13 protein-coding genes are annotated in these 11,736 nt (G+C 48.4%); 10 read left to right on the top strand and 3 right to left on the bottom strand.

The features are described 5' to 3' along the window. The first annotated feature begins 133 nt into the window (after window positions 1-133). From HV832_RS14125 to HV832_RS14095, 7 genes are all read left to right on the top strand, one after another. Window positions 134-784: a response regulator gene (locus HV832_RS14125; protein ID WP_176804499.1), complete on the top strand. Its 651-nt coding sequence runs from the start codon at window positions 134-136 to the stop codon at window positions 782-784. 46 nt (window positions 785-830) lie between these two features. Beyond that, entirely contained in the window at window positions 831-1,682 is an 852-nt protein-coding gene (locus HV832_RS14120; RefSeq protein ID WP_176804498.1) for a type 1 periplasmic-binding domain-containing protein, read from the top strand. Beyond that, window positions 1,669-3,120 (top strand): sensor histidine kinase, encoded by a 1,452-nt coding sequence (locus tag HV832_RS14115; RefSeq protein ID WP_176804497.1) that lies wholly within the window; start codon window positions 1,669-1,671, stop codon window positions 3,118-3,120. The genes HV832_RS14120 and HV832_RS14115 overlap by 14 nt, the downstream gene beginning before the upstream one ends. 289 nt (window positions 3,121-3,409) lie before the next feature. After that, window positions 3,410-3,955 carry a hypothetical protein gene (locus HV832_RS14110; RefSeq protein ID WP_176804496.1) on the top strand — a complete coding sequence of 182 codons (546 nt, stop codon included), beginning with the start codon at window positions 3,410-3,412 and terminating at the stop codon, window positions 3,953-3,955. Beyond that, window positions 3,948-4,892 carry a hypothetical protein gene (locus HV832_RS14105; protein ID WP_176804495.1) on the top strand — a complete coding sequence of 315 codons (945 nt, stop codon included), beginning with the start codon at window positions 3,948-3,950 and terminating at the stop codon, window positions 4,890-4,892. Before HV832_RS14110 ends, HV832_RS14105 begins: the two co-directional genes overlap by 8 nt. Further along, window positions 4,892-5,401, top strand: coding sequence for a single-stranded DNA-binding protein (gene ssb, locus HV832_RS14100; protein WP_176804494.1), 510 nt, complete (start codon window positions 4,892-4,894; stop codon window positions 5,399-5,401). The genes HV832_RS14105 and ssb overlap by 1 nt, the downstream gene beginning before the upstream one ends. A gap of 135 nt (window positions 5,402-5,536) precedes the next feature. Then, entirely contained in the window at window positions 5,537-6,679 is a 1,143-nt protein-coding gene (locus HV832_RS14095) for a DUF7146 domain-containing protein (protein WP_176804493.1), read from the top strand. Window positions 6,680-6,723: 44 nt separating this feature from the next. Here HV832_RS14095 and HV832_RS14090 read toward each other — a convergent pair whose 3' ends face one another. Genes HV832_RS14090 through HV832_RS14080 form a run of 3 tightly spaced genes read right to left on the bottom strand, consistent with a single transcriptional unit; the run spans window position 6,724 to window position 8,210 of the window. Further along, window positions 6,724-6,894, bottom strand: a complete 171-nt coding sequence (locus HV832_RS14090) for a hypothetical protein (RefSeq protein WP_176804492.1) — start codon at window positions 6,892-6,894, stop codon at window positions 6,724-6,726. Window position 6,895: 1 nt separating this feature from the next. Further along, window positions 6,896-7,201 (bottom strand): hypothetical protein, encoded by a 306-nt coding sequence (locus tag HV832_RS14085; protein ID WP_176804491.1) that lies wholly within the window; start codon window positions 7,199-7,201, stop codon window positions 6,896-6,898. After that, window positions 7,191-8,210 carry a PRTRC system protein D gene (locus HV832_RS14080; RefSeq protein WP_176804490.1) on the bottom strand — a complete coding sequence of 340 codons (1,020 nt, stop codon included), beginning with the start codon at window positions 8,208-8,210 and terminating at the stop codon, window positions 7,191-7,193. Before HV832_RS14080 ends, HV832_RS14085 begins: the two co-directional genes overlap by 11 nt. A 1,274-nt stretch (window positions 8,211-9,484) precedes the next feature. On the opposite strand from HV832_RS14080, the gene HV832_RS14075 reads away from it, so the two are divergent. From HV832_RS14075 to HV832_RS14065, 3 genes are all read left to right on the top strand, one after another. Further along, window positions 9,485-10,669 (top strand): integrase domain-containing protein, encoded by a 1,185-nt coding sequence (locus tag HV832_RS14075; RefSeq protein ID WP_176804489.1) that lies wholly within the window; start codon window positions 9,485-9,487, stop codon window positions 10,667-10,669. Window positions 10,670-10,845: 176 nt separating this feature from the next. Continuing rightward, entirely contained in the window at window positions 10,846-11,004 is a 159-nt protein-coding gene (locus HV832_RS14070; RefSeq protein WP_176804488.1) for a hypothetical protein, read from the top strand. Further along, complete coding sequence (locus HV832_RS14065) at window positions 11,001-11,735, top strand: DsbC family protein (protein ID WP_176804487.1); 735 nt, start codon at window positions 11,001-11,003, stop codon at window positions 11,733-11,735. The genes HV832_RS14070 and HV832_RS14065 overlap by 4 nt, the downstream gene beginning before the upstream one ends. Window position 11,736: the final 1 nt, after the last annotated feature.

Raw genomic sequence — 11,736 nt, 5'->3', positions numbered from 1 at the left:
ATTCCCGCCAGTTTTTAAAACCTTTCTATACCCTGTCTGAAAATTGAATTTACTTGCCCATTTTTAATTCAAATTGCTTGTTATCAATTTTGCTGACGTTTAAAATCGCGCTTCTTCAAAATGAGGTTAAAACATGGAGAGTCACCTAAAGCCCGTCACAGTTTTGCTGGCTGATGATCAACAACTGTTATTAGAAACATATGCCCGCGTACTCACTGAGTTTGGCATGCAGATTGTTGGCTATTGCAAGACGCCGGAAGAAGCGGTTTTGAAATATAAAGAACTCAGGCCCAATGTGCTGCTGCTGGACATCCGTTTCCGGCAAGAGAAATCGGGCTTTGATGCCTTAAAAGAGATTATGGAGTTTGACCCCTACGCCAATATTCTGGTCATTTCACAACATGATGAGGCACCCTTCATCAAACGTGCTTACCAGTATGGAGCCAAGTCTTTTCTGGACAAGAATTGTGAAGCTGAAACCTTGGCAACAGCGGTCAAGGCAGTCAGTCTGGGGCAAAAATATCATGTGCCCGGGGTGACCGCGAAAGTCATGGATTTGCTGACGAATCAAGACCCCGATCCGTTTGCCTTGCTGTCTGAAATCGACATGAAGATTTTCAAGTTGTTAGCCGCAGGCAAAACCAATCAGGAAATCAGCAAGGAATTAGGTTTGAAAATTGGATTCGTTTCCACACACAGGCGCAGCATAGAAGAAAAGTTACACATTGACCGACCCCAGCAAATCAGCATCCTGGCCATGCGTTATGGATTGTTACAGATCTGAATCACGCCATACCCTTCAAAGCCCACTGTTCCTATTGGCGGTGGCTTTGTGCTGTATCTGTTTATCCTTATGGCAATCCACTGTCTTTGCGCAAGCAACTACGCATGATGTCTATTTACTGGCCGACAAGCAGGATGAGGCCAGTAAATCCACCCTGATCAAAGCCCTCAGAGATCAGTTCCCCGCTGCGCCCTACAACAGCAAGGCTGAGTTCAAGAAAAATGCGCTCATCATTGCTGTGGGCTATGAAACAGTGGAAAAGCTGATCGAAAGCAGGGTAGCCAACCCGATTCTGGCGGTGGGTGTTTCCAGCGTGGGTTTTCAGGATTTCGTTAAAAAACGCGATAATCTCTCCGCCATCTATTCCGATCCCTCCCCGGAGGCGCAATTCCACCTGATGGCAGCGATCGGCGGCAGAATGGCGCAACAGGTGGCTTTCTTTATGACTCCCCGGACCGAATTTTTGAAGCCAGCCCTGCAGTCGGCAGCCAGCAGTGCCGGGATAGTCCTGGAACTGATTGATGTCACCAATCAGGACGACATGTTTTCCCGCGCCAACCGGATTCAGTCCAGAATTGTGCTGATGTATCCGGATGCCACCATCTTTACCAGTTCGTCCGTTCGTAACCTCATGCTGCAACTGTACCGGGCCGACCGGGTGCTATTTGGCTTCTCGCGTAACCTGGTGCAAGCCGGGGCAATGGGCAGTACCGTCCCAACGGATGAAGGTGTCGCCAGACAAGCGCAGGAAATGGTGGATGGGTACATGGCGTCAGGGACACTGAGACCTCCGGCCTTTAGTAAATCATCCAAAATATTGCTGAATGTATTGGTCGCGCGCTCGCTCAATTACGTGATCAAAGATGAGATTTTGAGGAATGCAGATGTCGTTCGCTAACCTGTCCATCACGAATCGGCTCCGGCTGATTACGGTACTGCCAATTTTCTTCATGACCTGTTTTTCAACTTTAGTGGTATGGGCGGTCATTGATTACAGCATGCGCGATCAGCTGACGGCGAGCGGGGAGGTTCTGGCGCAGGGGATCGCCCGTAATTCTGAGTTCGCGCTGTTGACCAGAAATACGGAAGACCTTCGGCATTTGTTATGCACGTCGATTGATGTCTCCAAGGATATCATTTCGATCAATGTCACCGATTTGACAGGTAAAACGGTTGTCGAGTGCCAGAGCCAGTCGCATCATTATGTGACGCAAGTGGTGCAGGTATTTGCCGATGTCCGCATCCAGATTGCCGCAGGCATGAAGAAGGATGATTCCGATCTGGAGATGTCGCCACTCAAAAAAGTGATTGGTCAGGTAGTGGTGAATTTATCGACGGCCAATTACAAAGAAAAACTCTTCAAGCTGTATGAAACCATCGCCGGCCTTGCAGCGGTGGTCTTCCTGATCGGGATTACTTTCTCGCGCTTATTGTCTGGCACTTTGGTTTCCACTTTGCATGAAATCGTCAAAGTCTCCAAAAGCATCAGTCGCGGAAATTACGATCCTTACTTTTTGCATAAGCAAAGCGGTGAACTCGGCATGGTGCAAGATGCAATCACGGACATGGCAAGAAAGGTGGGGGATATTACGCGAAATCTGGAATCGCGAGTGCAATCCAGAACGCGTGATCTGGAAAAGCAGACTCAGTTACTTGAAAAATCGCATCAGGAAAAAAAATTACTCATCCAGATGAACAATAAGGCCATTGAAGCAGAACGCCGCGCTATTGCGTTTGACTTGCATGACACCTTAAATACCTTGTTGCTGTCCATGATTGGTTATGCCCGTCATGCAAAAGTATTTTTGGGTAAATACAATGCCGATGCGAGACTCAATCCGGCGATTGATTATATTCAGAGTATTGAATCGAATGCGAACCACTTGTATTCCCTGTCGCGGGATCTGGTGAGCAACTTACGGCCGGAAGTGCTGGATGAATTTGGTCTGGCAGATGCCATCGAGGTGTTGTTGGCCAATCAGCAGAAGCTCAATCCCCAATGTCACTACACATTTGATTACACACCTGATTTCCCTAAGCTCAATTATGACTTCAATATTGTCGTTTATCGTATCGTACAGGAATCGCTCTCGAACGTCGTCAAACATTCTCAGGCTACCCTGTGCCACATCGAACTGACCTATCATCCTGAAGAACATGACGGCAGGGTGAATTTGCATATCACTGACAATGGACTGGGCTTTGATCCCACTGTGTTCACAGGACGTACTGGCGTCGTTGGTATGAAAGAACGTGCAGAATCCATCAATGCTCGGTTGGAAATCATCTCCGATAAGGGGCGCGGTACAGAATTGCTCCTGCAAGTCACTGTCTGACACTTGGGAAATTGACACTACATTTTTCCACCGCGGTGGAAAAATATGTTACCAATTTCCCATGTCTAAACCCAAAAAACAGCAATCCAAACCGGGTCTGATCAAAAGAAGGTCATCATACGGTTTCATACGGGCATGATCCGTGTTTCTGCACTGATAATATTCATAAGCGCATTGCTGCGCCAGAATTTTTGCTAGGAAACTAGCATCGTCCAAATCACCTCACGGTGATCCCTCACTACGGGAAGTATCCCGTAGGGGTGCTTCCCATTTTATTAAGGAGAAGCACATGAGTGAGCATCAGGTACTTGATCCGCCCGACAAGGGAAAAGACCGAGTACAAAAGTCGTTTGCTTTGCAATTCGACTTATTCAACCAGCTTCCAGTCAAAGTGGAAGTCAAAACTGGCATCATCAAACCAGTGTTACCGGGTGATGATCCATTTCTTGACGAATTGCTGGATAAAATGTCGTCGCCTTCTGAATGGACAGATATTTGCAAAGAAAAATTTGCGATTGAGTTGCTGTCGAACATTTGGGACGATGTGTGTTGTCTGATCCAAAAGCGCATCAGTTCTGACACCCTCTCAGCGTCTGTTCACCATGATTACCAAATGACATTAGGTTGGATTTTGGGGTACTGGTCAGGGGCTGTTCCAATAAATCTGGTCTTGCAATACGAAAATGCACTCCAGAAGGATGTGTATTCCGGCAGCAGCTATCAGGCCATTCTCGAAACCTTACAATCACACCCTCTGATCCAGCAAGATTTGGCCATTCTGCGCGAAACCATGTGCGGATACCAATTCCTGGGCGTGGAGATGAATCATGAATAAACCCTTTTTCCCGTTAACCACCACTCTGCAATACATTGTGCAATGCTTTATGGATGTCTTCAGCTTGTCTCAGAACAACGCCCAAAAGCATGATGTTCGTCCCAACCCGGTGCAGCAGACAGTCGATCCGCTCACCCCAACAACAGGAGGAAATCCACCTTCGGTCACACCTACAGCAGCCGGTCAGCCGGCCTTGAATGCGCCGGATAAACCTGCTGACATCGCCAGTCCGGTGTCTGACAAACTCCCCAGCGAACTGCCAGCCGATCCGAATACGATCACGATGGATCTGGACGGGCATGAATACCAATTCAAATATCGCAACGGTAAAACGGTGGTGTTCAAACAAGAATTCCAGATCAAGGTCACAAATCATCCTCTGTTTGGTCGTAAATTATTACCGACCAATGGAATTCGCTGGATTGAGCTGGCGTCCTACGAAGTAGATTCTGTGACGGCTGGTATCAGTGCATTTATCAAAGATGGCTTGACCCAACCGGTCAAAGCCGCTTCTGTCACGCCAGCGGCAAAACCGGTCACTGTGTCGCCGGTGATTACCTCACCCGCTGTCACAAAACCCAAGCCTGCTTTCGATCAGGATGAGCCTTTTGTGGAAAAAACCATCGGACGCCTTGTTGCTCAGGGTGATATGCGTTTCCCTGACAAGAAGAATGAGGGTAAGACGTATGTGAATTATGCGATATCCCTGCAACTGAAATCTGGTTCCCAAAAACAGCTTCAGGGTGAAGGGCTGCGTGATGCGTTGGCCGCTGCCAATGCGAACATTGATGACTTGATCGTGGTAAAGCGCCTTAACAAAGTGCCGGTCCAGGTCATTGATAAAGTTACCCAAAAACCGCGTTTTGATGATCTTGGCAAACCTGTCATGACAGAAAAATGGGTCTGGAAAATTGAAAAAATCAAACAGGAGAAATAATGGCTTCGGTCAATAAAGTAATTATTGTGGGTTTCCTGGGTCGTGATCCCGAAACCCGTTACACACCAAACGGCGACGCAATCACCTCCATTTCTGTGGCCACCACAGATTCATGGAAGGATAAGCAGACTGGCGAAAAGAAAGAGCAAACGGAATGGCACCGTATTACTTTCTTCGGAAAACTGGCAGAAATTGCCGGCCAGTATTTGGGCAAGGGTTCTCAGGTGTATGTCGAAGGCAGCCTGCGTACCCGTAAATATACGGATAAGGATGGTGTCGAAAAGTATGCGACAGACATCCGGGCCGAAACTTTGCAGATGCTGGGAAGCAGAAAGGCAAATGATGATCAGGATGACCGGGATGGATATGGAGGACAGCAAGCTGCACCTTCACACACTGCTGCACCATCCCGACCAGCGCCTCCTGCACCCCGTCCCGCTCCACGTCCCGCACCTGAACAGCGTCCGGTACCGAACTATGCAGATATGGATGATGACATTCCGTTCTAGAGTGTATCTACGATACCAAATGTAAAGTTTTAATTTAAGGCCTTGATTTATCAAGGCCTGCTTTGCTGAAACCTGATCCCGCATTGCCGGGTCAGGTTTTTTTTTGATTTGAACAATTGATAGGAGAAAGGAACAATGAACAATTCATCGCAAGTTCAGCCGCGTAATCATCATGCATTGCCATTGAATACTATCGATTGGTATCAAATTGCAGCTGAACATCAACTTTTTGATGAAATAGGATTCGATCCTAAAAAACATGTCACTTGTCCCATTTGCGAATCCGCCAAAGCCTTTCGTTTCAGTAATTACCGGGGCGAGGGGAACTGGATTTGTAAAAAATGCGGTGCAGGTAATGGTGCGGCGCTGATGCATTTCGTACTGGGTATGTCCTTCCTGGAAGTGTACGAATGTTTGGAAGGTAAAAGAGGCATCACTTCCAAAGCAGACCGCAAAGCACCAGTGGTTCCGCTGGATGAATTGAGTGACAATGAAATTCGTCGCAATAAAATCTACTTGAAACGGGTTTGGCAAGAATCGAAATGGATGCGCAGAAATGATGCAGCCTGGCGGTATTTGCTCAATCGTGTTCCGTTGGTGGATTTGTTACGACTCGATACCCAGATCCGTCTGCATCCTGCGCTTGACTATATAGAGGAAGTCGATGGAAAAAATGTGAGCACAGGTAAATATCCAGCCATGTTGGAAGTCGTCCGTTCCGGCAATGGCGAGTTCGTTACCATGCACCGTCATTTTCTGACGAATCAGGGAACAAAAGCACCGGTTGAAGTTCCCAAGCGTCAGATGGGTGGTATCAGAAAACTCAAGGGCGCTGGCGTTTCCATCGTTTCCGCACCCAATAGCCGCACACTCGCTGTTGGCGAGGGATATGAAACAATGCTGGCAGTGGCTGTGGCACATAATTATGAATGTCATGTGCGCAGCTATTTGAATGCCGGCAATCTGGAACGGGCCGATATTCCGCGTGCTGATTTTGATCGGGTGTTGATTTATGCTGATCATGATCATCGGGGACTGCAGGCTGCAGATAAACTTTTCACGCGGTTAAAGGCTTTGGGTTTTGAAGCTGAAATCCGGATTCCGTTCAAATGGAAATCGGACTGGGCGGATATCTGGTGTGAAGTTTGCTCCCAGCTCGGTGACGTCCGTGATCGCGTCGTCACGAACATGCATGCCCTGAACTCGGATCATCCATTCAAGTTGATTGAACAGTTGTACGCTACCAATTTGGTATTGCAGTATGGTGGTGACAAATGAATGATGCAGATTTTATTTGAAACTAAACCCAACAAAAACCCCGCTTACGCGGGGTTTTTTTTCGTCCGGAATTTTTCAATCAGGAGAATGTAGGGCAGCAGCCCCAGTATGACCAACAGGAAAAAGGCTTCATGAAACAGATAGCCCAGCGCGATGCCTGTACCGGAGATCACGCCGCCGAGAAAAATAAAAATGATGTGCAGTTCTTTGAGCATGTTACATCCAGCGCATTAATGGGTCATCGGATTCTTTATCGTGTTCCACCGGTATCCGGAATCTGTTGGTGGACGTTCCTGATGATTGACTGACGGTTTTCGGGCTAATCTTTTCTGCATGATTCTGAGGTGGTGCAATGGGATTGTCGAGTTTAACAGCAACGCCAGACTTCCCCTGAAGTAGATTTTCCAATGACTGTTTCAACAGCCTTGATCGCTTGTGCTTATTACCTTCATTCCCGATGAACTGGAACAGCAGGGGGTATTCCTCTTCATCGATCTGGATTTGTAAGGTTTTAATGGCCATAGGTATTTGCCCGCCGCATCATTTTTTCCCCGACCAGTAAGAACCCGATCGCGTTGGTCAGACTTGGGTTGGAAAGCACTTCCACCCGGTTCAGGTCAAAATATTGCCGCACTAAGGGTTCGTAATAGGTTGCGCCGCCACCGGTCAGAATAATTTCAGACAAGTCATCGACCTCGCCAGCGCGGATCTTGATTTCTTTAATGGTTTCTTCAATCACCGGGCTGGCCTGCAGCAGCATGGATTGTAATTCCTGATGTCCAATCTGGTGCCGGAAATACTGGAACGTCTGTTTTGTCACAAGTGATTCGTCAATGCGCTCAAACCGTTCAATTTTGCCATTGGCATATTTTGCTGAAATTTGTTCCGCAATATTTTTCAAAATATGGGATACGCCGCCCACTCTGCCGCCGCTGCGGGAATCGGCCATCGCGAATCCGGACGCGACAACCCAGTCCGTAGTCACGTAACCGACATCAATGATCAGACGGGTATGCTGTTCGCTCATCGAGACATTGTTCTGAGTGGCATACGTTGCCAGTGATCCTACCGGTTGCGGGACAACAATGATTTTGTCCACCGAAATGATGCGGTCAGCGACCTGCAGCGGGTGACTGAATATGGATTTCAGATGATCTGCATATTTCTGAATGGTGTGAACGGGTAAGCCGAGTACGAGGGTTTTGACATGATCCGCGCCGGCGTCGTACAGCGCACCCATGAGTAAGGCCATGTAATTTTTCGTCAGAGGAAATCCGTCTTCCAGTGATCTGCCGGTATTGGTAGAACTGGTTGCCAGTTTGACGTCTTTGCCCACTTCGAAAATATTGCCGTCCACAGTGATATGGATGGTTTTGCGTTTGGTGAAGTGGGGCACATCGGTACTGACCGTTTTCGCAGAGGCTGTCGGTGCCAGAGATGGAATCGATCCTGTCACGATTTCGTCTTCCAGCCGTACTGCCCATTTGGTATGTCCAAAGCCGACATCAATGCCTACATTATCAAAATTCATTTTGTACCTTTCGAGATTTATCCTGCCTGAATTTTTGCATGGGCATGCTCCAGGAATTTTGCATATCGCTCCCCAAATTGCGGCTATTACTGTGGAGTGGGCCGTGTTCAGCAACCACGGCAGCATTGAATTTCTTAAAAAGCAGGCAATCATTGTTTAATCAATGAAAATCCATTGATTAAACAATGATTCAGTGATTTTTTGATTCAGCCCGGCGTGATTGCCTGCAATCCATTGATGAATCATTGGTTAAAGCAAGCTTCATCATTGATTAATCACTGATTGCCGGATGTGAAGGTAAGTCCCTGATGCCGCCTGGCTGTTGATCTGAGAAAAGTACCCTCAAGCCAGCGATTTTCCAGTCTCTGCCACCCATGATTGCGGGTAGCTGACATGGCGCAGTGGTGATCGACAGCGATTTCAGGTGGATTTTGTTGAAAGCGCGGAGTTTTCATGCGTCATATTGTTTCAGGGAATAAATAAAAATATCTATAGTCAAAACCGTAGTACCGAATCCAATTCTTGCCGGGTAACCGGCATCGTCAACGGGCGCAATGCCCAAAAGCTGGCCCTCTGTTTTACGTGTTAAGTCTTGTGTGTTCACTTGCAGAATTCGAAGTGAACAATTTTTTTAAAATCAAGAACTTAGACTACGAAAGACTGAGGGATTCAGAACAGTGATAAATATTGGCTCTCCGGGCTGTTTTAGAGAATTCCATGGAATGAACGGAAATTCACTGAAGACAGCAAGGACACAGGGCTGAGGTCAGGTAGAGAGATACGACAGGCGCTTGAATCACTCGAAAAGGGTGGGAATGTGGGGAAACTGGATGCAATCGGGCACGCCAGCGAACTGCATTGAAAGGCCGGCAAATGGTAGGGGCGGAGAGCCTGAAGTCCATTTGTGAATAAGAACCGGGGTTATGCTTTACCCATGCAAAAAGCAAGGATCAGCAGATTTGCGGAATAGCTGCATGACGCCTAACCGGGCTGAAGTGGATCAACCAGACAATAGAAGCAGGCATAAGCCAGTCCGAGAAGGGAGTGGACGTGCATGCGGGTGTTGTAGGGATGAAGGACTACGGCAGGTAGAAGGTGGTGATGCAAAGCAGGTTTGACTGACGGCGGTAGCCGGGGTTTGTGCGCAGTGCCAGCTGCAACAGATTCGCCAATATTTATCGCTAAAGAGCACTGGCCGGCAGGACGCCGCACGCGAAGCGTACATCGCACAGCAGGAATAGCAAAGACAGGAAGAACAGCAAACAGGAAAACGTATGGCCATCAGTTACAAGCACAGCAGAGATGTGGAAACGGCAAAGTTACCGGCGATGATCAAGGAAGAACTCAAGACCTTGTTCGACCAGCATCTGGATCAGCCGCACAGCAGAACCAGACAAAGCTACGCCAAACTGGGCATCAAGACCCAGCGGCTGCGTTGTCTGAATTTGGTGGCATCGATAGAAGAACTCATCAATCATGGCAGATATGAAATCACCACCCTGCGGAAACTGAAAGAAAAGCACATTGAATACCTGCTGAAACGGTGGGTGGAAAAAAACCAGACCAAAGGCACCATCGAAAACAAGATGACCTATCTGGCGACCCTGTGTCAGTGGATAGGCAAATCGAACATAATCAAAAGCAGCAGCAACTACAAAATACTGGAAACCCTGCCGGCGCGCAGCGGCACCACCCTGAGCGACAAATCGTGGGAAACCTTCTCGCTGGATGCGGCAGGCATCATTGCCCAGATTGCCACTGAAAACAAATACATCGGCATCCAGATGATGTTGCAAATGACGTTTGGTTTACGCGTTGAAGAAAGCGTCCTGTTGCGGCCCTACGATGTCGTCATGCGCCTGCATGGTGAAACCTACCTCATGATAGTCGATGGCACCAAAGGGGGCAGGCCACGGCGGATCGAAGTACAGGACGAAAGACAGCTGGAAATCATCGAACTGGCGAAAAAATACGTCAATGGCAAATCGAAAACCACCATCCCGGAAGAATACACACTGGTGCAATGGAAAAGGCTGTACCACAACCTCGTCAGAAAATACGGCATCACCAAAAAAGGCCTGGGCGTCACCTCCCATGGACTGCGCCACCAATACCTCAACAACCTGTACCAGACACTGACAGACCATGCGAGTCCGGTCAGGGGAGGGGACAAACCGGCAGAAGACCTGTTGCAACAAGCCAAAAAGATCATTGCAGAACATGCGGGACATTCTGTGGAATACAAAGCCAATGCCTACATCGGCTCACATCGTTCACAAATCATCAAAACCAGTGCCAGCCTGACAGACGCCCAGATCCGCAAAGCACTGGAAGACAACGGGGGCAACAAAATGCAGGCAGCCGAACAACTCAAGTGCGCGCGCAGCTACCTGTACAAAAGGCTTCAGAAAATGCAGATCCAGAACCATACCGGCATTGCAGGAACAGACCAAGCGTGACAGACAAGCGGACGGGAGTTATCCACAAAAAAAGTGGATAACCCTGTGAACAAATCAAAAAACCGAAAGAAAAAACCCGCAAAATCAATAAGAACCGCAAATGCCACTATTTTATGCAAGTTGACAAAGCGGGAAAAAAAGGAAAATGAAAGCCTGCATTGATCAGAGGACACACCATGTACAACACCGCGGCCAACGTCAGTGGCGCAGGACAGCCAGAATACTTCATCCAGTATCTCTTGCTCGGATTGATATGCCTGATCCTGCTGGTACTGATAGTCAAACCGAAAAAAAGCCACCGTAACGAAACAACCAAAGAGGACACAGAGCAATGAAAAAACACCACATCCAGCTGGCCCTGATACTGCTGACCGCCAGCACCCTGGCTGCGGCGGGCAAACCGACCGAAAGCCAGCAACAAAACGCCGTGATACAGAAACTGGAACAGCGGCTCGGCGCGGGACAAATAGAAACCATCACCGCCGGACCGGTCAGCGGCCTCTATGAAGTCCGCACCAAGAGCGACATCCTCTATACCGACAAAGAAGGCAAATACCTGATCGCAGGCAAAGTGATCGACCTGACCAGCGGAAAAAACCTGACCGAGGAACGACTCAACGAAATCAACAAAATCGACTTCAAAACCCTGCCCCTCGATGCCGCCATCAAATTCACCAAAGGAGACGGCAGTCGCGTGATCGCCATATTCGAAGATCCGAATTGCGGCTACTGCAAAAAATTGCGGCATACCCTGCAGGAAATGGACAACATCACCATCTACACCTACCAGTTCAACATCCTGGCCACGGACTCCAAAACCAAATCGCACGACATCTGGTGCGCGGCAGATCGCGCCAAAGCCTGGGATGAATGGATGCTCAACAACAAAGTGCCGGCCACCGCCAGCGCAGATTGCAAAGACCCGGACGAAAAAGTACAGGCATTGGGCAAACGCTACCGCATACAGGGCACACCGGCCATCATCTTTACCGATGGCTCGCGCATCCCTGGCTATGTCGATGCCAAAGCCCTTGAAACAAAATTGGCCAGCGTCAAAGCAAAATGAG

Source organism: Cognatundibacterium oligocarboniphilum (assembly GCF_013377855.1).
Taxonomy (GTDB): domain Bacteria; phylum Pseudomonadota; class Gammaproteobacteria; order Burkholderiales; family Burkholderiaceae_D; genus Undibacterium; species Undibacterium oligocarboniphilum.
Note: the sequence above shows the minus strand (reverse complement) of the source record. Positions and strands in the feature narration are given on the sequence as shown.

What these genes read in the sequence shown, in the direction of transcription:
- HV832_RS14125 (WP_176804499.1), top strand. Translation starts at nt 134, where the DNA reads ATGGAGAGTCACCTAAAGCCCGTCACAGTTTTGCTGGCTGATGATCAA.
- HV832_RS14115 (WP_176804497.1), top strand. Translation starts at nt 1,669, where the DNA reads ATGTCGTTCGCTAACCTGTCCATCACGAATCGGCTCCGGCTGATTACG.
- HV832_RS14110 (WP_176804496.1), top strand. Translation starts at nt 3,410, where the DNA reads ATGAGTGAGCATCAGGTACTTGATCCGCCCGACAAGGGAAAAGACCGA.
- HV832_RS14105 (WP_176804495.1), top strand. Translation starts at nt 3,948, where the DNA reads ATGAATAAACCCTTTTTCCCGTTAACCACCACTCTGCAATACATTGTG.
- ssb (WP_176804494.1), top strand. Translation starts at nt 4,892, where the DNA reads ATGGCTTCGGTCAATAAAGTAATTATTGTGGGTTTCCTGGGTCGTGAT.
- HV832_RS14095 (WP_176804493.1), top strand. Translation starts at nt 5,537, where the DNA reads ATGAACAATTCATCGCAAGTTCAGCCGCGTAATCATCATGCATTGCCA.
- HV832_RS14090 (WP_176804492.1), bottom strand. Translation starts at nt 6,894, where the DNA reads ATGCTCAAAGAACTGCACATCATTTTTATTTTTCTCGGCGGCGTGATC.
- HV832_RS14085 (WP_176804491.1), bottom strand. Translation starts at nt 7,201, where the DNA reads ATGGCCATTAAAACCTTACAAATCCAGATCGATGAAGAGGAATACCCC.
- HV832_RS14080 (WP_176804490.1), bottom strand. Translation starts at nt 8,210, where the DNA reads ATGAATTTTGATAATGTAGGCATTGATGTCGGCTTTGGACATACCAAA.
- HV832_RS14075 (WP_176804489.1), top strand. Translation starts at nt 9,485, where the DNA reads ATGGCCATCAGTTACAAGCACAGCAGAGATGTGGAAACGGCAAAGTTA.
- HV832_RS14070 (WP_176804488.1), top strand. Translation starts at nt 10,846, where the DNA reads ATGTACAACACCGCGGCCAACGTCAGTGGCGCAGGACAGCCAGAATAC.
- HV832_RS14065 (WP_176804487.1), top strand. Translation starts at nt 11,001, where the DNA reads ATGAAAAAACACCACATCCAGCTGGCCCTGATACTGCTGACCGCCAGC.